Below are 20,248 nucleotides of genomic sequence, written 5' to 3' on the forward strand. Positions count from 1 at the left end.
ACAAATACTGATACATCATCCCTAAAGTTACTATTTTAAAATTGAAGTTTTACAGGTATAAATCCCATCTTTTTAGGTAGGATTGGGTTTTGGTTAAAATGTTGGTTACTAGTAGCATTAAAATATTTTCTTATGAAAATTTTAACATATTTCCATTAAACCATTGATAGAGTGCGTGGTCTTAAATAGATAATTAAATTAACAACTAACATTTATTGATGATGAAAACAACACTATCCTTGGTAGCCCTATTTTTTTGCTCCCTACTTGCTGCTCAGTCCACTTGGACGGCGGACAAAGCGCACTCAAAAATCGGTTTTGAAGTTACACACCTTTTGATTTCGTCCGTAGACGGAAATTTTGACGAATTTGATATTTCCGCTACTGCCGGCGATACTTTTATGAACCCCTCTTTTGATGTAACCATAAATACAGCCAGTATAGATACTGATAATGAAAAAAGGGATGGTCATTTAAAAAGTGCCGATTTCTTTGATGCAGAAGCACATCCAACCATTACCTTTAAAAGTAAGTCTGTTGAAAAAACAGGAGATACTACTTTTGATTTGACTGGAGACCTTACCATGCGTGGGGTTACCAAAACGGTTACTTTGAAAGGGAAGGTCAATGGAGTTATCACGGACCAACGTAGTCAAAAACTAAAGGCGGGATTAAAGCTGACCGGAACTCTTGATAGAACGGAATATGGTGTTGGAGAAGCGAGTGCAGCCATTGGAAACGAGGTAGATCTCGTTATCAATTTGGAAATGGCCCAACAATAAACTTGCCCACGTACTTTAGAAAACCCACTTTCTGTGGGTTTTTTTATGGCCAAGTTTCAGGGTAGTGATGTCAAAAAAAAATACAATTTTCAACAGTGATTATTTAGTTTTTAATATACACCCAGTAATTGTGATATATGGAATATTAATTTTAAATAGCGCTCCAAATGGGGTATCTTTGCGACGAAAAGATTAAAAGTAAATATTCAAACAACCTTTTTAATACATGAACCAACAAATAGATCAATTGGCAGCGGATAATATTAGGGCATTGGCCGTGGCCATGGTGGAAAAGGCAAATTCAGGACACCCGGGAGGACCTATGGGTGGGGCAGATTTCATGCATATATTGTATTCAGAATTCTTTAATTACGATCCTGCGGATATGCATTGGCCGTTCCGTGACCGATTTTTTATGGATGCTGGTCACCTCTCCACCTTGATGTACGCACAATATTATTTGTTGGGAAACTACAAAAAGGAGGATATTGCAAATTTTAGGCAATGGGAGTCGGTAACACCGGGACATCCCGAAGTAGATGTGGCCAGAGGTGTAGAAAATACCTCCGGACCTTTGGGACAAGGACATACTATGGGCGTTGGTGCCGCCATTGCGGCAAAATTCCTTCAGGCCCGTTTTGGGGATTGGATGAATCATAAGATTTATGGATTTATTTCTGATGGTGGTGTTCAAGAGGAAATTTCACAAGGTGCCGGGCGTATTGCGGGGCATTTAGGCCTGAACAATTTCATTATGTTCTACGATGCCAACGATGTGCAGCTTTCATCCAAGACCGATGAAGTAACCTCTGAGGATACGGCCAAAAAATACGAAGCTTGGGGTTGGAAAGTGGTGACCATTGACGGTCATGACCATGATCAAATTAGAAAGGCCCTTTCAGATGCCAATGCCGAGACCGAGAAGCCAACGCTGATAATTGGCCATACTATCATGGGCAAAGGTTGTGTTACCGCAAATGGCGAATCCTATGAAGGGCATACGGAACTGCATGGTAAACCTATAGGCGATACGGGTGCCGATTACGAAATGACCCTTAAAAACTTGGGAGCGGACGTTGATAATCCCTTTGACATTTTTAGGAACGTGGCCGAGTTTTATGAGGATGTTCTTGGAAGAAAAAGAGCGGCTGCTCATGCCAAGAAAAAGGAAATCGATGCCTGGAGGGCTGAGAACATGGAGCTTTCCAGCAAATTGGATAGCTTTTTCGATGGTAAGCTGCCCGAGTTGGATTTTGGTTCCATCGCCCAGAAGGAGGGTCAAGCTACAAGGGCCGCGTCGTCCAATGTTTTGGCCTATTTAGCGGAAAACGTGGAAAATATGATTGTTTCCTCTGCAGATTTATCCAATAGTGATAAAACAGATGGTTTTCTAAAAAAGACGACCATTCTTAAGAAGGGAGATTTCTCCGGTGCTTTTTTACAGGCCGGGGTAGCTGAGTTGACCATGGCTGCCATTGCCAACGGAATTGCCCTTCATGGAGGAATTATTCCCGTAGTAGCTACGTTCTTTGTATTCTCGGATTATATGAAGCCGGCAATTCGTTTGAGTGCTATCCAGGAATTACCGGTAAAATTTGTTTGGACCCACGATGCCTTTAGGGTTGGGGAGGATGGTCCCACGCACCAACCTATTGAACAGGAAGCGCAGATACGTCTGTTGGAAAAATTGAAAAACCACAGTCATGAGCAAAGCTTTGTTGCCTTGCGCCCAGCGGATTCCCAAGAAACCAATGTGGCTTGGAAAATGGCCATGGAAAATAAAAAAACTCCTACGGGACTAATACTGTCCAGACAGAATATAAAAGATGTGCCCGCGCAATCCGGTAATCGCTATGAAGAAGCATTGGGTGCGGAAAAAGGTGGATATCTGGTACAGGAAGTCAATGATCCAGATATTATCCTGATTGCCAATGGTTCAGAAGTATCTACTTTAGTGGATGCATCAAAGCTTTTGAAGGAAAAGAAAGGGCTTAAAGTCAATATAGCCTCGATTCCATCCGAAGGAATTTTTAGACAGCAATCAAAGGAATATCAGGAAAAAGTCATTCCCGGAAATAAACCTGTTTTTGGATTGACTGCCGGTTTACCCGTTAATCTTGAAGGTTTGGCAGGTCCCAATGGTAAGGTGTTTGGTCTTGAACACTTTGGATATTCCGCTCCGGCGACGGTTTTGGACGAAAAATTTGGTTTTACCGGAGATCAGGTATATACGGAAGTAATAGAATTTTTAAACAAGTAAAACAGAAAGAAAATGAAATTTTTTATAGATACAGCAAACTTAGATGAAATAAGGGAGGCCCAGGATATGGGGGTATTGGATGGTGTTACCACAAACCCTTCCCTAATGGCCAAAGAAGGAATTACAGGTGCCGAAAATATTCTCAATCACTACAAAAAAATATGTGATTTGGTAGACGGACATGTAAGTGCCGAGGTCATTTCAACGGATTTTGACGGAATGGTCGAGGAAGGAGAGAAATTGGCGGCTTTAAATCCACAAATTGTCGTTAAGCTTCCTATGATAGCCGATGGTGTAAAAGCGTGTAAGTATTTTTCGGACAAGGGAATCAAGACCAATGTAACCTTGGTATTCTCTGCCGGACAGGCCTTACTGGCCGCAAAAGCGGGAGCTACCTACGTTTCCCCATTCATTGGCCGTTTGGACGATATTTCCACGGATGGCCTAGGTTTGATATCGGACATTCGATTGATCTATGATAACTATGGTTTCGAGACAGAAATATTGGCAGCATCCGTAAGGCACGTAATGCACGTGTTGGATTGTGCCAAAATAGGGGCAGATGTAATGACCGGTCCTTTGTCCGCCATTAAGGGCTTATTAAAACATCCTTTGACAGATAGTGGTTTGGCCAAGTTCCTTGAGGATTATAAGAAAGGTAATTAGAGTTTTTGTTCTAATTGTGAAAAATGGACACCTGGCTTTGCTAGGTGTTTTTTGTTTGATTTAATAAGGTAGTGCTATTGTCATCCCACGGCAGAATATGTAGTTTTACGGAAGATTAATACATTTGAGATGCAGAAATTCTTCAAAGTTTATATCCCGATAGTAATCGCACTAATTCTGACTGGATGCAAAGAGGAGGTAAAAAAGCCTGCAGACAGCCCAATAAAGGAAAATGAACCTTCCTCTATCGCCGTAACAACCGCAAGTATACTGAAAGAAAAGCCCAAAAATCTTGCCGCTCCAGAGGGGATGGTTTGGATTCCTGGTGGGGAGCTAAAACAAGGTGCCGTTCCCCAGGACAAGATGGCCATGCAGCATGAAAAGCCGGCCATAGATGTTTTGGTCGATGGATTTTTTATGGACATCACAGAAGTTACCAATGCCCAATTCAAAAAATTCGTTGCCGAAACGGGCTACATCACTACTGCGGAACGGGCCATTGATTGGGAAGAATTAAAAAAGCAGGTGCCGGAAGGCACGGAGAAACCCCATGATTCGGTTTTGCAGCCAGGTGCGTTGACCTTCAAAAAAACAAAAACGTCCGTACCCAATCTATATGATTTTTCACAATGGTGGCATTGGACAATAGGTGCGGATTGGAGGCATCCCAATGGACCCGATAGTTCCATTGAGGGAAAGGACGACTATCCGGTGGTACAAATATCCTTTGAGGATGCTTTGGCCTATTGCGAATGGGCCGGAAGACGCTTACCTACAGAGGCCGAGTGGGAGTTGGCCGCAAGGGCGGGGAAGAAGGGTACCACATTTTTTTGGGGAGATGATATTTCGGTTCTTCAACAAAGGGCGAATACTTGGGAAGGTGAATTTCCCGTTACAAACACCAAAACGGATGGATTTGAATTAAGGGCCCCTGTAAAGTCGTATTCACCTAACGAATATGGATTGTACGATATGGCAGGTAATGTATGGGAGTGGACAAGTGATTGGTACAACAACAATTATTATAAGGAAGTTAACACTACGGGTGAAGTTCAAAAAAATCCCCAGGGCGCTACAATCCCCTTTACCCCCAATAACCCCTATGCCAAGGAAAAGGTCATTAAAGGAGGATCCTTTCTTTGTAGCGCGTCCTACTGTGCCAGTTATCGCGTTTCCGCCAGAATGGGCTCCAGTATGGATTCCTCCTTGGAACATACAGGATTTAGAACAGTTGCCACCGTAGCTATGCTCGAATAGTCGTAACTAGTTCAATAAATTTAACTTTTTGTCCAAAGCCAGATTGTTATTTCTTCTCATAGGCAGTTTTTTGTCCTTCACTTGGACATGCCTATGATTGTAAAACTCTATTTTTTCTATATTCACAATATAGGACTTATGTATCCGTAGGAATTTGTCTTGGGGCAGTTTTTCCATAAAGGCCTTCATGGACGAAAGAACAATGAGTATCTTATCTGGTGTGACGATTTTAACATAGTCCCCCAACGCTTCCACCCAAAGTATGTTTTTCAAATATAACCGTACTTCCCTTAAATTGCTTCGTACCAGTATGCAGTTATCGTCGATCTTATTATTTCTTGACAAATTGATTTTGTACATAACCTTATCAATCGCTTTGTTGAATCGCTCAATAGAAAATGGTTTCAACAAATAATCGTCAACATTATAATCGAACGCCTTGGTAGCATGGTCCGAATTGGCCGTTGTTATAATCTTAAATAGATTTTGATTAAGACTTTTTAAAACCTCAAATCCGTTGATATCCGGTAATCCAATGTCTAGAAATAAAAGATCTACTTGGTTTTCTTTCAAATAATCCAAAGCTTCTTTTCCAATTCTAAACGTTTTTGTAAGCTCAAGATAGGGGTTCATTTTGATGCTTTTTTCCAATATATTGATATGGGTTTGGGAATCCTCCACTATGGTACAACGTAACTTTTTCATATTACTTTCAAATAGGTTTCTGAACTACCTACGAGGTTTCGATGCCATGGTTCACTTTTTCATTTGGAAGGCTGTTTTAACATAGGTTTTCATACATTGATACAGTTGTAGTCTGTGAAAACTTTTAATAACTTCGATGTAAGTTTGTTATCCAAAAACCTACTTTTGTAAAACAATATGAAAGCGTAATACTATGTCGGAAGTAATAGAGCGAGTGAAAACATTGATTATAGGATCCGGTCCTGCCGGATACACAGCTGCCATCTATGCGGCTAGAGCAGACTTGAAACCAGTTTTGTACACTGGCTTGGAGCCGGGCGGACAACTTACCACTACTACCGAGGTGGATAATTTTCCCGGATATCCTGAAGGTATAGACGGCCCCACTATGATGGTGCAATTGCAGCAACAAGCGGAGCGTTTTGGAACAGATGTACGAATCGGGATGGTTACCAAAGCGGAATTTGGTAAAAAGGAGGGTGATATTCACAAAATTACTGTGGACCATGAAAAGCAAATAGAAGCTGAAACCGTGATAATCTCGACCGGAGCTTCGGCCAAGTATTTGAATATTCCAAGTGAACAAAGATTACGAGGAGGCGGAGTTTCCGCCTGTGCGGTTTGTGACGGTTTTTTCTATAAAGGACAGGATGTGGCCATTGTAGGTGCAGGGGATACCGCTGCAGAAGAAGCCTCCTATTTGGCAAATATTTGTAATAAGGTTACTATGTTGGTCAGAAAGGACCATATGAGAGCATCGAAAGCTATGCAGCACAGGGTTCAGAGCCTTAAGAATATCGAGATAAAATATAATACTGAAGTTGACGAAGTTTTAGGCGACCAAGTGGTTGAGGGTCTTAGAATGGTGAACAACCAAACAGGGGAAAAAGAAGAGATTGCTATCACCGGATTGTTCATTGCCATCGGTCATAAACCTAATACGGATATTTTCAAAGGACAGTTGGATATGGACGAAACGGGTTATATCATAACTAAAGGTAAATCCACGAAAACCAATATTCCAGGTGTATTTGCTTCAGGTGACGCTCAGGATAAAGAATATAGACAGGCTGTAACGGCTGCGGGAACTGGTTGTATGGCTGCCTTGGATGCCGAACGTTATTTGGCCACTATAGGTTCTATAAAGGAGACTATAGCGGATAATTACAACATTTAAATAAATTATATAGAATGAAAAAGCGCCTCTTTTGAGGCGCTTTTTTTATGGTGTCAAAGTGCTAGTATTTTAATCGATTCGAATATAATTTTCTGCGTATACCCTATTTCCGTCGTCGTCCAAGGTTATCTGGCTGTAATTGTTTTCTTCCAATACTAGTTCAAACTTAAATACTTTAACGGTGTCCTGTACTTTCATCATCTCGGCGGAAGCAAATTCCAACCGTTCTTCCAGCTCGTTTTCCGTATTGGTGTAAGATCCATAGCCGAACCATTCCACTGGATCGTCAGGTGAATAGCGCGTCCACATTACTTTGCCCTTGCTGTAAATTTTTACTTGTCGGTAACCGTTTACGTTCAGTAAGGTATCGGAAACACCTTGTTCATCATAATTATATCTGTTGATAAGCTCCCAGGTTCCCTCTAAGGAATTCCGGGTTTGCAGTTTTGTGGAGGTAATACTGGTAAGGGTAACCAATAAAAACATCAAAAAAACCGACCCAATTATTTTTTTCATGGCCAAATTATTTAATGGTTATTAATACCATAAAAGATACAAATAATATTAATAATTTAACAAAATTTATATATAATATTTATGAAATTATCAGTATGATATCAATCTTTCTAATGTCTAAAATTGTTGAGGACATCTGTTAAGAAATCGATATCCGAACTACGATGTGATGCTGAAAGAACAATTCGGCTCATGGTTTCTGAATTTTCCTTTGGATAGTTGAAGTTGGTAACTATGATTTGATTTTTTTTCAAAAATTCGACCAATTCAGAATTCATAAAGGTAAAAGTAGGGTGTCCTTTCATATACCTATAATGCTTCAAAGTTTCCATTTTTTCCAAAAAATAGTCTAGGTTGGTATGGAGGTTCCTTCTTCTTTCCGAATAGATGGGGGCCGCTTCCAAGAATGTGGCCATGGCAGCGGGACTTGCGGGACTGGCGCCCCAGTAAAATGCGGTGTTTTCCATTTGTAGCAGGTCTTCCCTGTTTCCAAAAATGGCCCCCGCCTGTATACCGAAGCCCTTTCCCAAGGAGCAACACACGAATATCTTTTTGGGATTCAGTGACTGTAGGGAGCGATAGACACCGCTGCCGTTTTTTCCAATTATTCCAATGCCATGGGAATCGTCCGCCACTAAAATAATTTCGTTTAGTGGAAGGATTTTTAAACTTTCAAAATTGGGAAAACTACCACCTGAAAAGTCTATGGCATCCATAAAGAGCACCGGCGTTTTTGAATTTGGTTCGTTCAGGTAATTCCGCAGAGCTATATTCAAGCTAGCGTAGGTCACATAATTCTTGACCTTATTTCTAAATAAGGCCGAATGTGTGTTGGGGGCAAAAAAGGGCTTGTAGGATTTTTTATGGATATAGTCCGATAAAAACTGTCCCGCCAAATATCCGGAGGATTGTGTGATACAGGCTTCACTGCCCACCAAATCGGCCAAATAGTCCTCTGCCAACTCAAAGACGGAAAACCGTACGTTCGATTTTCTGGAAGCACTGTAATTGGTACCGTATTTTCTAATGTTTTGTATAAAGAGCTCTTGAAAGGGGGCATAATCCTGAAGCCCTAGATAGGAAGTGCCTCCAAAGTACAGGTACTTTTGTCCCTCATAAATAAGTTCCCTCCCAGGGAAAGAATCGATAAAAAATGCCATAGAATTTATATCAGCGTTACGCCACTACCGGCCAGTTCTGGAAAGATTACCTTTCCGTTCTCCTGTATCTCGACCCCTTTGGCAATATCCTTCTTTAAAAGTAGGGCACCATCCATGTCAACGTAGTCCAATTGAGGCAACAATTGGGCAATTGCCGATATACCCACAGTGGATTCTGTCATGCAGCCTACCATTACCTTTAGGCCTAGCTCCTTTCCTTTTCTTATCATACGCAGGGCAGGGGTAAGGCCACCACACTTCGTAAGCTTAATGTTGATTCCGTTAAAATGCATGGCGCATTTTTCCACATCTGCTTCAACAATACAACTTTCGTCGGCTATAATAGGCAGTACGCTTTGATGCACTACCTTTTCCATACCTTCCCAATCATCTGCCTTTAAGGGTTGTTCCAAGAACTCTACACCCAATTCTTTTAATAGCGGGGCATTCTGTATCGTTTCTTCAGCGGTCCAAGCACAATTGGCATCGATCCTAAAAATAGCATCCGTATGTGTTCTTAGTTCCCTTACAATGGCCACATCGTCTTCCGTTCCCAATTTGATTTTATAGATGGGCCATGGCATTTCTATCATTTTTGAGACCATTTCATCAACAGGTGCAATACCAATGGTGTAATTGGTAAGCGGATACCGGTCTTTTTGGGTCCCCCAAAGTTCATATAATGGTTTTCCTTTCAATTTTCCATAAAGGTCATGGGCGGCCAAATCCATGGCACACAATGCAAAATTGGAGAGGCCTTTGGCTTTTAGGAAATCGTGAAATGTAACTGGATCACTAAAATCGTACGCCTCTATTTCCTTTTGTACGGCCTCAATCTCGGACATCATGCTTTCCACGGTTATTTTGTAATACGGATTGCTTGTGGCTTCACCAAACCCTGTATGCCCGTTTAGGTTCAATCCAACAATCAAGGTGTCCTGAAAATCATGGGATTCCCTAGAAATACTAAAGGTGTGCCGTAAGGCCAATGTATGCTTTTGTAGCTGTATCTGCATGAATTAAAACTTTCTACTAAGATGCAAAAGACCATTCAGGATTCCAAAACCAAATCGGTAGAAATACAAAGAAAAACCCATTGATTTTTCAATGGGTTCGTAGATTGAAAGGTTATTGATATACCCTTAATATTTATGCACGCTACCGGAAACCGATTTGTTCTTTTTAACCGTTGGATCGCCCTTGTAGGAAATGTTTCCCCCGCTACTGGCATCCGCTGTAAGAAGATCGGACACATTAACGCTAATATTGGATCCGCTGCTGGCCTCCGCACGGCACTCCTCGGTAACGAGGTCCTTTGCCCTAATGTTGGCACCGCTGCTCCCATCCACATATACTTCCTTGGCATTTCCGGTGATTTCGATATTGGCACCACTGCTCGCGTCAATTTCCAAGTGATCGGCGTTTACCTCAATGTTCAAAATGGAACCGCTACTGGAGTCAACATTAATGTTATCTCCAGCTATCCGGTTTTGAGAGGTCAAGTGTGCCCCGCTGGAACTTTCCAAAGAGGTAATGGTAGGTAAGGAAACAAACACCTTTTTGGTGGCCCTTCCGATGTTCTCTATGGCATGGATTTTCAGTTTTCCATTTCGGATATCGGTTCCGATGAGGTCAATGATATTTTCATCCCCTTCTACGGAAATGGAATAGTCCGACGCCTGTGTTACATAGACCTGTATACCTTCCGAAGCATGTACTACATTGAAATCTTCCGTTACTTCCCTGGTTTCTTCCACTACTACGCCGTTACCGGCCTTTCCCGTTCCAAAGTCCCCAAAGTTAACGTCGAAGCCACAGGAGCTTAGGAAAAGTGCAAGAACAAATGCGATGGTTACTCTAACTAGTGTTGTCATGATGGTCGTTTTTAGATTGTTGTTTTTGATGATGTAAAATTGTATTATTTGTAAGTCTTGTTTAAATGTTTTCTACCGAGTTGTCGTTTTCCCTTCCCGAATCGTAATTACCCCGTTAATTTTGTGATATCGTCTTTCGCATGGTGGTATCGCCGTCCTGGGCCTTGATATCAATGGTGCTGTCATTTGCATCGATATTTATATCCACCTTTTCGTCATCGTTGTCCTTTGCATTGATCCGCACACCGTTTTCATCGATTTTCATTTTGAAGTATTCACCATTCGTGTCATTGATATTGATGTCAATACCTTCCTCATTGATGCGTACCCTATTGTTGGAATCTTCATCATATTCCATTTCGGCGGGGCAATCCAAGCACTTTAGCTCATTGTCACTCCCCATTTCCCAGGTATATCCGTCCAAATCGTTGGTATCCCTATCAGTATCCGCCCTCATGACCCAGCTGCGGCCTTCTCCACGATCATAGGTGAGGACGGTCCCTATTGGAACAAATAGATTTACCCTAACTTCCTGATCATTGAACTTGCTGTTTCCAGGAATCTGTAGATAATTGTTGAATATAATCCCGTTACCTTGTAGGGTGTAATCATATTCGATGGCCTCTGCAGTTTCCTTGGCCCGTGCAAAAGACGGTCCGTTGGCTTCTTTGCGAATTTCGACCCTAAAAATGGTATCGGTGGATTTTCTAATCCTGAACCTAACATCTTCAGATACTAAAATTTTTTCGCCGTTATCATCATGGGTAATGATCATATTGCCCATATGCATTTCACGGTCCCTGTTGTAATCAAAAGTAGCCAAGCTTATATTCAAAGTATCAACAGGGCTTTCAAAGTATATTTCCCTTTCCGATGTGGTACTGCCGGAGTATGCATGAGCCGCAGCTTCCCTTACTCCGAATATGACCAATAATATGATGGATATCAACCAAAGTCCCAAAAGACTGAACTTGGCAATATTCCCAATGGATTTTAGATTGTTAACCAAAATCTTCAAACCAAAATAGAGAAGGAAAAAGAACGGGATTCCTATAGCGAAAAAGGCCAATAGGGAAACCAACCAGATGGGCATGTTGCTGGAGTTGATTACGTTGTAGAAGTCTATTCCCGGTACGTTGACCATATCCAGGATACCTACGGAAATCAATCCTACGAATAAACCGATCAAGGTTGAGGCACCTATAATGATCAGTAAGATGCCTATAAATTTTCCAAAGATTTTGAAAAGGAACATGATAATGTCCCCAAGCGTATCAAAAAATGTCTTTCCTCCTTTTTTGACGGTATTGCCTACTTTTTCGTAGTCAACACTTTTTACACGATCCGCAACGTCCTCAAAACCCTCTTTGACTTTACGCTCAATATTGCTAATATTTACGGCCTCACCACGCATGTCCAGTTTTTGGGCCGTAGTGGTTGCTTCCGGAATCAATATCCAAAGCAGACCGTAAAGTAAAATAAATCCACCACCTGATCCTATGGTCAAGAAGACCCAAAGAATACGGATCCATAACGGATCTATTCCAAGATAGTGTGCCAGACCGGAAGAAACCCCTGCAACATATTTTTGCTCTGTATCGCGGTACAATTTCTTTACCCGTGGGGCCGGGCCCGTGGTCTTCGTTTTTGGTTCGTCTTCAAAAATATCTTCATCAACCATGTAGTCTTCTGGTTGCCCCATGATGGCAATTACCTCGTCTACTTGTTTCTGGGTGATTACTTGTCTTTCGTTCTCCAATTTTTCGTAAAAGAGTTCGGCAATCCTGGCTTCGATATCGGCCAAAATCTCGTCACTCCCAGGCGTATTGGCAAAGGAGCGTTTCACACTTTCCAAATACCTACGCATTTTGTTGTACGCATCTTCGTCTATATGGAAGAGCGTATTCGCTAGATTTATATTTACTGTCTTGTTCATTGTTAGCTGTTTTTTGTGTTGGTTACCAGATTGGTGGCTTTTCTCAATTCATCCCAGGTAGAATCCAATTCCTTCAGGAAAAGTTTACCGGTTTCAGTTAGGGTATAGTATTTTCTTGGTGGTCCAGATGTGGATTCTTCCCAACGATAATTGAGAAGACCTGCATTTTTTAACCGAGTCAATAGCGGGTAAATGGTTCCTTCCACTACCAGCATTTTGGCGTCTTTAAGCGTATCTAGGATTTCAGAGGCGTACTTGTCTTGTCCGTTCAAAATGGACAGGATGCAGTACTCTAGAACTCCCTTACGCATTTGCGCTTTTGTATTTTCTACATTCATAATGTCTGTTTTCTTTTTATGCGGCCACCTACCATGGGGAGATTGCTCTGTCCGCTTTGTTGTGGTCTGCATGGATTAACGGTTCGTTTTTTGATCGATGAATAAACATCCTTGATTGATTTTTGATTGATTAGTAAACTCCTAAGGGTGTGATGAATACCCTTTTTTATTTTAATGTAAACTTATAACCCTGTGCATGAGCCAACGGTCGTTTGTCTTTTTCCATATGGAAATAAATTTTGATGGTTTGGATACGGCATTGGGTTCCTCCTTGTTAAAAAAACTATGTAGGCCTATCTGCACCGCCCCAAAACCGGGAATGTCGTGGACTTCCACACTTTCTTCAACTAGGTTTCGGGTTACTTTTCCACAAATATTTTTTTTGATACTTTCCAAAAGTGCAACCTTGTCCGTGGCCAACCCTCCCTTGTCATGATAAAATTCCAAGTCTTCATCATAGAATGCTTCTTGTGTATCCATATCACATTCATTATAAGCGGTGAAGTAGGTCTTGTCCAGTTCCAAAATGGTCTTGTATAATTCAGAGTCTTTGGAGACCTGTCCAAATGCCAAGCTGGAAAAGAAGGCAACCACGACGTATATGATAATTTTTAATAGGGTCATTATTTAATGAATTTTATGGTTAGGGGGTATTGAAACGTTTGTCCTTCGTTGGTTCTTATGGTCGCCAAAATGGTGTAGACAATGTTCACTACGAACAATGCTCCTTGGAGTAGTCCGGAAATCCCCACAGGCAACAACCAAGTCCCAAACCTAAAATCGTCACTATCTATGTGAAAGTTTAGACGGTTCCAGTTGTTCAAATGGCCAAAACCCAAAAAGTCAAAATCAAAAATATTTGGAAAAAAACCAATGAAAAAAGGAATACTGATTATTCCAAGGATTATAGAATAGAGTAGGAGGCTGATTTGAAAATTGAGGGCCTGTTTTCCGTTATGATCTACAAACTCATATTCTTTTTTATTGGCCGTCCATAAAATCAATGGCACAATAAAATTCCCGAACGGAACAAAGAATTTAGAGAACGTACTCGCATGTATCAATGCGGATAAATTTCTTTCGTGTTTGGATAATGATTCTGTCATGGCTCGTTCTTTGATTGATGAAATATTAGCTACTGTGCTTTAACGATATACATTGATAGCATAATAACTTACTATGCAAATATATATCTAAAAGAAGGTACTATGCAACACATAGTACTAATATTTAACATTATATTAACATTTTAAGATATTGATTTTTATCAATACATTTAAGAAATAAATAGAACGAAAATGGCCGTTAGTACTAGTAAATTCAATACGTTTACTTTTTTTAAGTTACCTTCTGCCTGGTGGTGCGGCGTACGTTTGAGACATTTGGACCAACAGAAAGCTGTTGTGACCGTAAAACACAAATGGTTCAATCAAAATCCTTTTAATTCCATGTTTTGGGCCGTTCAAGGAATGGCCGCAGAACTTTCTACAGGGGCCATGATGATCGATCAGATCAATGCAACGGGCAAGAAAATCTCAATGCTTGTTGCCAATAATAAGGCCAATTTTTCTAAAAAGGCCACGGGAGAAATCACCTTTACCTGTGAGGACGGACATTTAATAAAGGATGCATTGGAGAGAACTATGGCCACGGGTGAGGGGCAAACAGTTTGGATGAAATCAGTAGGTATCAATACCGATGGGGTAGTGGTAAGTACTTTTCATTTTGAGTGGACGGTAAAGTTGAAGCAATAGATTGAAAGCTTCTTGCTTTATATGCTTTGTAGTTAGTTTAAGAATCCCCACATAATTATTTTAATAATGTTCATTGAGCTTTCTATCGAGTACCTTCTGTAACAAATCCTTATAATTAACAACAAATATCTATCAACAAAAAACAAATCAAAAAAATGAATGCACACGAAATAGATTACGAGATTTTTGGCGAGGAAATGCAATATGTGGAGATAGAGCTAGACCCCCAAGAGGCCGTTGTGGCCGAGGCCGGAAGCTTTATGATGATGGACACCAATATTAAAATGAATACTATTTTTGGGGATGGGAGCAATCAGGACAACAGCGTATTGGGAAAGATTTTCTCCGCAGGAAAACGTATGCTTACCGGCGAAAGTCTTTTTATGACGGCCTTTCTTAATATTGGGCAAGGCAAAAAGAAGGTGAGTTTTGCATCGCCCTATCCTGGAAAAATTGTTCCTATAGATTTATCAGAACTCGGAGGAAGGTTCATTTGTCAAAAGGATGCCTTTCTCTGTGCGGCCAAAGGCGTATCCGTCGGCATTGAATTTTCAAAAAGACTGGGTCGCGGACTCTTTGGTGGTGAAGGTTTCATCATGCAGAAACTGGAGGGAGATGGAATGACTTTTGTTCATGCAGGAGGTACTTTGGCCAAAAAGACTTTGGGACCTGGGGAGGTTTTGAAAGTAGATACGGGTTGTATAGTTGGTTTTACCAAGGATGTGGATTATGATATAGAATTTATTGGCGGTATACGAAATACGGTGTTTGGCGGCGAAGGACTCTTTTTTGCTTCCCTGCGTGGCCCTGGAACGGTTTATATACAATCCTTGCCTTTTAGCCGATTGGCTGGTCGTGTTTGGGCGGCTGCGCCCAGAGGCGGTGGTAAGGATAAAGGAGAGGGTAGTATTCTAGGTGGTCTTGGCGATTTGTTGGACGGCGATAATAGATTCTAAAGGTCAAATATAACCTCAAGAATCAAGTTGAAGTTCAAGTTTTTTGAGTTTAGAATTCAGAGGGTTGAGTGCAGGGTTGTTTGTTTGAGCGGTTGGCAATTAACAATAAACAAATATAAATTCGTGAATGGCGTTCAGCGCATGGCGCTTAGCCAAAATGCCAACAATCAACAACTAACAACGAAGAACTAACAACGAAACAAGTGGATTTCAAAAACCTAATAACCTTCCTAGAAGAACTTAATAAAAACAACAACAAAGAGTGGATGGATGCCCATAGAAAGTGGTACCATTCGGTCAGGGATGAGTTCATTGATTGGCTCGATGTGTTGAATACGCATTTGTTGAAAGTATATGATGCGTATTACGATACCCCTGGCAAAAAGGGAATCAACAGAATTAACAACAACCTTTTATACCATCCAAACCGACCCATTTATAAAGATCATTTTGGGGCCGGTTTGGACAAAAGACCCAATACGGGCGATTTTTACATTGAAATCGGTTTGGAGGAATCCATGTTCGCCGGTGGTCTTTGGCGACCAGATCCCAAAAGATTGGCCAGTATTCGTGATGCCATTGATTATAATGGGGAGGAACTAAAAGCCATTCTTGAAAAACCATCTTTTAGAAAGACTTTCGGTGGTCTAGTTGAGGATGTAACATTGACAAGGCCTCCAAAAGGTTTTTCTGATGACCATCCCCATATCGATTTGCTCAAGCAGAAAACCTTTGCCGTTATGGTAAAATTTGACAATGAGGAACTGTTCCAACCTAATTTTAACGAAAAGGTTTTCGAGATTTATCGGGAAATGTTACCCTTTAGAGCTTATTTAAACCAAGCGATTTCGGTGTAAAACCCCTATTCATTAGAGGCTGGAATCAATCTTGCGCTTAAGTCCGGAGTTGCCATATCGGCATCCAATGGAAACATTGGCCGTTTGATATTCTGATACCCCAATCGTTCCAAATCTTGGTCCACCCCCCCAGGAGTTAGTGCCATGATCCAATCCCCACGCATATCGTATAATTCCGGTACCAAATAACCGATTTTAACCACGATAATATCTGATTCTGTAGGCTTTAGTCCCAAATTCGTAAAATCGCTTTTATGGTGATACGGCTTTCGTTTTTTGGTTACGATGACGTGAACACTTCCTACTTTTACTACCACTTCCACTTCGGCGTCACGGTCTCCTTCCTGAATCGCTTCTATGGTCCCGGAAAGCTCCAAAGGCGGAGCAAATCGATTATCCACTGCAGATCCCGCTTTACCAGTAATCGTACCGCCAACACCAACTTCCAGAGCTTTTTCCACAAGTTCCGGTCCCGGGATGGAGGCATAAATCAAAGTTGGCCCGTCTCCCGATTTAAATTCGGGTCGCTGTAAGATTTTATCCAAGGTCCAAGTAACATCCCCTGCGCCACCTGCCGTTGGGTTATCGCCCATATCGCTTATTATATAAGGTTTTTTGTCACTTTCAAGCGCCAATTTCAGGCTCTCTTCCAAAGTTCCCACGGGGGCTACAAATTCAAATTCGTGCCGAACGTCCCAAAAGGCCTTCGCCAATTTTTCAGCACCCATAGTAACCTTTTCCTTATCGTCACCCGTAACCATGACCACGGCATGGTTTCTGGGTTCATCCGCCCAGGCATAACCGATCCAGATTGCGGCATCTATGACGCCTTCTTGGTCTGCGACTTCAGGAACTTTGGCATATAGACTTTTACCGGGCTCGATACGGGTGCTTGTTTTTTCCCCTGGCAGCAAAATAGGAACGGGAATCCATGCCTTGTATGCAGGTTTTCCTTTACCATTTTCCAAGCGTTCCAAAAGGAGACGTATGGAACGCTCTTTAGATTCCAAAGCATCCTCATGCGGAGCCATGCGATAACAGGTTATCAAATCACTATGTTTAGCCAGCCTTTCTGAAACGTTCCCATGGAGATCCATAGAGGTCGAAATCAACACATCGGGTCCCACAACTTCTCTTATACGCTTGATTAAATCACCTTCGGCGTCCTCAAGTCCCACAACGCTCATGGCCCCGTGGATATCAAAGAAGAGTCCGTCGTAGGGCATGTTCTCCTTAAGCATTTTCAAGGTTTTTTCTACCATGGATTCATAAGCCTCTCTCGTAACAATACCTCCTGGAAGGGATTTTCCCAACAAGGTAGGCACCCACTCCGCACGTTTACGTATATCACTATCGGCATCAAAAAAAGAATATCTTCCAAAAATAGAATCTCCTATTCTAGCATGAAAAGCGGCTTCCTCGGTTTGTGCCGGGGAAAATGTACTGGATTCAATGCCTAAACCGGCAATGGCGATTTTTGGTAGCTCTTTTTGTTCTGTTTTCTCTTCGGACTGATTTTTGCACCCAAGAAAACTAAAAAGGGAAAGGACAAATAAGAGGACAATTTTTTTCATAAGGGTATCTTAAGTTTCGTTAAAAATACTACTAATTTTTGTTTGATGGATGGGCATTCTCTTGTCATATCCTCGAATAACCCTATCTTTATTGGGTTAATTTTATAATTTTTTATGGCCAATTTCAATATAGACGCAAAAAAGGACATGACCTACGATGCCATAGTGGTAGGATCAGGAATCAGTGGTGGATGGGCCGCAAAGGAACTTTGTGAAAAAGGGCTTAAAACCCTGGTTCTTGAACGAGGCCCCATAGTGGAGCATGTAGTGGATTACCCCACCATGAATTGGGATCCTTGGGACATGGAATACCGCGGCGGTCTTACTCCTGAAGAAAAAAAGAAGCATTACAAGAACATCCGTTCAGGATGGGTGGGCAAGGATACCGAACATTTTTGGGCGGATGATGAAGCCAATCCTTATACGGAAGAGAAGCCATTTTTATGGTTGAGGGGTCACCAAATGGGAGGTAAATCCCTTCTTTGGGGTAAACAGACGTATCGTTGGAGCGATTTGGACTTTGAGGCCAATGCAAAAGATGGCCACGGTGTAGACTGGCCTATACGATACAAGGATATTGAACCTTGGTACACCTACGTGGAGAAATTTGCGGGAATTAGTGGGGAAGCCTTAGGATTACCACAATTGCCCGATAGCCATTTTCTTCCTCCCATGGAACTGAACTGTGTTGAAAAACATGTGAAGGAACGAATCGAGAAGAATTTTGAAGGTAGAAACATGATTATTGGTAGGGTCGCCCATTTGACCCAGCCCCATAATGGAAGGGGACAGTGTCAAAACCGTAATAGATGTAGTAGGGGATGTCCTTATGGGGCCTACTTCAGTAGTAATGCGGTAACCTTGCCAGCGGCTAACGCCACAGGAAATTTGACCATTAGGCCATATTCAATTGTGCAAGAAGTTATTTATGATGATGCCAAAGGGAAGGCCACGGGAGTTCGTATCATTGATGCGGAAACGAATGAGGTAATCGACTATTCTTCCAAGATTATTTTCGTGAATGCATCGGCACTTAGTACGGCACATATACTTATGAATTCTACCTCAAAACGTTTTGAGAACGGTTTGGGTAATGATAGCGGAGAATTGGGCCATAACTTAATGGATCATACCTACAGGGTTGGTGCCATAGGCAAGGTTGATGGTTTTGAGGATAAATACTACAAGGGAAGAAGACCTAATGGTATCTACATCCCCAGATATTGGAATATCGACGAGAAGTCCAAGTCCGATAAATTTCTACGTGGATTTGGCTATCAAGGGGGCGGATATCGTGGAGGCAACCCGGCAAACGAGGAATCTTTTGGGGCCGCCTTTAAGGACAGTATCCTAAAACCTGGAGGATGGGAATTCTTCATTACCGGTTTTGCGGAATGTTTACCGTATCATGACAACAAAATCAGTCTTAATAAAGATGTGTTGGACAAATGGGGACAACCTACCTTGACCATAGATGCCGAGTTTAAGGAAAATGAAAAGGCCTTGAACAAGCAGATTCAAGAGGACGCGGTTGAAATGTTGGAAACAGCCGGACTCAAAGATGTGATGGGCTTTGATAAGGAACACCCGCCAGGATATGGGGTACATGAAATGGGAACTGCAAGAATGGGTAGGGACCCAAAAACGTCCGTTTTGAACGGATTCAATCAAGTACATGCTGCAAAAAATGTGTTCGTCACCGATGGTGCCTGTATGACCTCTTCCTCATGTGTCAACCCATCATTGACTTATATGGCCCTTACGGCAAGAGCGGCAGATCATGCAGTATCCGAATTGAAAAAATTTAATATCTAAGAACATGGATAGAAGAAAAGCACTTAAGAAAGCGGGCCTATTGGCAGGGGCAACGATTGCGATGCCCTCTCTTTTTTCCCTTTTACAATCTTGTAAAAATGAAACAAGGCTGGATTGGCAACCTGAGTTCTTTACCGAGGACGAAGCCAAGACCATTTCCGCTTTAATAGATACTATTTTACCAACTACCGATACCCCTGGTGGATTGGATGTAAAGGCCGATATGTTCATAGACAAAGTTGTTGCCCAAACGTATGATGCCGAAGGACAACAAAATATGCGCAATGCGATTGCCGAGTTTAATGCTTCCTGTAAGGGAAAATATGGAGCTATTTTTCCGGAACTAAGTGATGCCGACAAAACGGCCGTGCTGAAAGAGGCAGAAGCGAGCTCTCCAAAGTTCAATCCCGGTGTTTGGGGAACTACGGTTGGGGACCAACAACCAGTAGGATTTTACAGATCTTTGAAATCCATGGCTATTTGGGCTTATTTTACATCTGAGGAAATGGGCGAGAATGTATTGAGCTATGACCCCATTCCAGGAACGTTTGAGCCTTGCAAGCCACTATCTGAAGTTGGAAACCGCTGGAGTCTGTAGGATTAGCTGCTTTGTACTTTTCA

At 41.8% G+C, this 20,248-nt stretch carries 20 protein-coding genes; 10 read left to right on the forward strand and 10 right to left on the reverse strand.

The window, feature by feature from the left end:
* Positions 1–218 precede the first annotated feature (218 nt).
* From DZC72_RS10010 to DZC72_RS10025, 4 genes are all read left to right on the forward strand, one after another.
* Positions 219–782: a YceI family protein gene (locus tag DZC72_RS10010; protein ID WP_165869306.1), complete on the forward strand. Its 564-nt coding sequence runs from the start codon at positions 219–221 to the stop codon at positions 780–782.
* A 226-nt stretch (positions 783–1,008) separates the two neighbouring features.
* Entirely contained in the window at positions 1,009–3,042 is a 2,034-nt protein-coding gene (locus DZC72_RS10015) for a transketolase family protein (RefSeq protein WP_125222798.1), read from the forward strand.
* Positions 3,043–3,054: 12 nt separating this feature from the next.
* The gene (gene fsa, locus DZC72_RS10020) at positions 3,055–3,708 is read left to right on the forward strand and encodes a fructose-6-phosphate aldolase (RefSeq protein ID WP_099545192.1); all 654 of its coding nucleotides are present in this window, start codon (positions 3,055–3,057) and stop codon (positions 3,706–3,708) included.
* 129 nt (positions 3,709–3,837) lie between these two features.
* Positions 3,838–4,965 (forward strand): formylglycine-generating enzyme family protein, encoded by a 1,128-nt coding sequence (locus DZC72_RS10025; RefSeq protein WP_125222799.1) that lies wholly within the window; start codon positions 3,838–3,840, stop codon positions 4,963–4,965.
* Between the two features lie 6 nt (positions 4,966–4,971).
* Here DZC72_RS10025 and DZC72_RS10030 read toward each other — a convergent pair whose 3' ends face one another.
* Positions 4,972–5,670 carry a LytR/AlgR family response regulator transcription factor gene (locus DZC72_RS10030; RefSeq protein WP_125222800.1) on the reverse strand — a complete coding sequence of 233 codons (699 nt, stop codon included), beginning with the start codon at positions 5,668–5,670 and terminating at the stop codon, positions 4,972–4,974.
* Positions 5,671–5,863: 193 nt separating this feature from the next.
* Between DZC72_RS10030 and trxB the strand changes: the two genes are divergently transcribed.
* Positions 5,864–6,847 (forward strand): thioredoxin-disulfide reductase, encoded by a 984-nt coding sequence (trxB, locus tag DZC72_RS10035; protein ID WP_125222801.1) that lies wholly within the window; start codon positions 5,864–5,866, stop codon positions 6,845–6,847.
* Positions 6,848–6,916: 69 nt separating this feature from the next.
* Here trxB and DZC72_RS10040 read toward each other — a convergent pair whose 3' ends face one another.
* From DZC72_RS10040 to DZC72_RS10075, 8 genes are all read right to left on the reverse strand, one after another.
* Positions 6,917–7,363, reverse strand: a complete 447-nt coding sequence (locus DZC72_RS10040; protein ID WP_125222802.1) for a hypothetical protein — start codon at positions 7,361–7,363, stop codon at positions 6,917–6,919.
* 110 nt (positions 7,364–7,473) lie between these two features.
* Positions 7,474–8,523 carry a PLP-dependent aminotransferase family protein gene (locus DZC72_RS10045; protein WP_125222803.1) on the reverse strand — a complete coding sequence of 350 codons (1,050 nt, stop codon included), beginning with the start codon at positions 8,521–8,523 and terminating at the stop codon, positions 7,474–7,476.
* Between the two features lie 5 nt (positions 8,524–8,528).
* A complete protein-coding gene (locus DZC72_RS10050) occupies positions 8,529–9,539 on the reverse strand; it encodes a dipeptide epimerase (protein ID WP_125222804.1) in 1,011 nt (336 codons plus the stop codon).
* 126 nt (positions 9,540–9,665) lie between these two features.
* The gene (locus DZC72_RS10055) at positions 9,666–10,397 is read right to left on the reverse strand and encodes a head GIN domain-containing protein (protein WP_125222805.1); all 732 of its coding nucleotides are present in this window, start codon (positions 10,395–10,397) and stop codon (positions 9,666–9,668) included.
* 115 nt (positions 10,398–10,512) lie between these two features.
* Entirely contained in the window at positions 10,513–12,333 is a 1,821-nt protein-coding gene (locus DZC72_RS10060) for a PspC domain-containing protein (protein WP_125222806.1), read from the reverse strand.
* A gap of 2 nt (positions 12,334–12,335) precedes the next feature.
* Positions 12,336–12,671, reverse strand: coding sequence for a PadR family transcriptional regulator (locus tag DZC72_RS10065; RefSeq protein ID WP_125223704.1), 336 nt, complete (start codon positions 12,669–12,671; stop codon positions 12,336–12,338).
* 171 nt (positions 12,672–12,842) lie between these two features.
* Complete coding sequence (locus DZC72_RS10070; RefSeq protein ID WP_125222807.1) at positions 12,843–13,295, reverse strand: nuclear transport factor 2 family protein; 453 nt, start codon at positions 13,293–13,295, stop codon at positions 12,843–12,845.
* Positions 13,295–13,777, reverse strand: coding sequence for a DUF4870 domain-containing protein (locus DZC72_RS10075; RefSeq protein WP_125222808.1), 483 nt, complete (start codon positions 13,775–13,777; stop codon positions 13,295–13,297). Before DZC72_RS10075 ends, DZC72_RS10070 begins: the two co-directional genes overlap by 1 nt.
* A gap of 192 nt (positions 13,778–13,969) precedes the next feature.
* On the opposite strand from DZC72_RS10075, the gene DZC72_RS10080 reads away from it, so the two are divergent.
* The 3 genes from DZC72_RS10080 to DZC72_RS10090 all read left to right on the forward strand — a co-directional run bounded on the left by DZC72_RS10080 (position 13,970) and on the right by DZC72_RS10090 (position 16,238).
* On the forward strand, positions 13,970–14,425 hold the full coding sequence (locus DZC72_RS10080; RefSeq protein WP_125222809.1) for a DUF4442 domain-containing protein: 456 nt from the start codon (positions 13,970–13,972) through the stop codon (positions 14,423–14,425).
* A 155-nt stretch (positions 14,426–14,580) separates the two neighbouring features.
* On the forward strand, positions 14,581–15,381 hold the full coding sequence (locus tag DZC72_RS10085) for a TIGR00266 family protein (RefSeq protein ID WP_125222810.1): 801 nt from the start codon (positions 14,581–14,583) through the stop codon (positions 15,379–15,381).
* A 203-nt stretch (positions 15,382–15,584) separates the two neighbouring features.
* A complete protein-coding gene (locus DZC72_RS10090; protein WP_125222811.1) occupies positions 15,585–16,238 on the forward strand; it encodes a DUF2461 domain-containing protein in 654 nt (217 codons plus the stop codon).
* Between the two features lie 5 nt (positions 16,239–16,243).
* On the opposite strand, the gene DZC72_RS10095 is transcribed toward DZC72_RS10090, so the two are convergent.
* Positions 16,244–17,812 (reverse strand): M81 family metallopeptidase, encoded by a 1,569-nt coding sequence (locus tag DZC72_RS10095; protein ID WP_125222812.1) that lies wholly within the window; start codon positions 17,810–17,812, stop codon positions 16,244–16,246.
* A gap of 114 nt (positions 17,813–17,926) precedes the next feature.
* On the opposite strand from DZC72_RS10095, the gene DZC72_RS10100 reads away from it, so the two are divergent.
* Together DZC72_RS10100 and DZC72_RS10105 are read left to right on the forward strand one after the other, a co-directional pair.
* On the forward strand, positions 17,927–19,627 hold the full coding sequence (locus DZC72_RS10100; protein ID WP_125222813.1) for a GMC oxidoreductase: 1,701 nt from the start codon (positions 17,927–17,929) through the stop codon (positions 19,625–19,627).
* Positions 19,628–19,631: 4 nt separating this feature from the next.
* Entirely contained in the window at positions 19,632–20,225 is a 594-nt protein-coding gene (locus tag DZC72_RS10105) for a gluconate 2-dehydrogenase subunit 3 family protein (RefSeq protein WP_125222814.1), read from the forward strand.
* The last annotated feature ends 23 nt before the right edge of the window (positions 20,226–20,248 follow it).

The sequence above is a fragment of the Maribacter algicola genome (assembly GCF_003933245.1).
Lineage (GTDB): Bacteria > Bacteroidota > Bacteroidia > Flavobacteriales > Flavobacteriaceae > Maribacter > Maribacter algicola.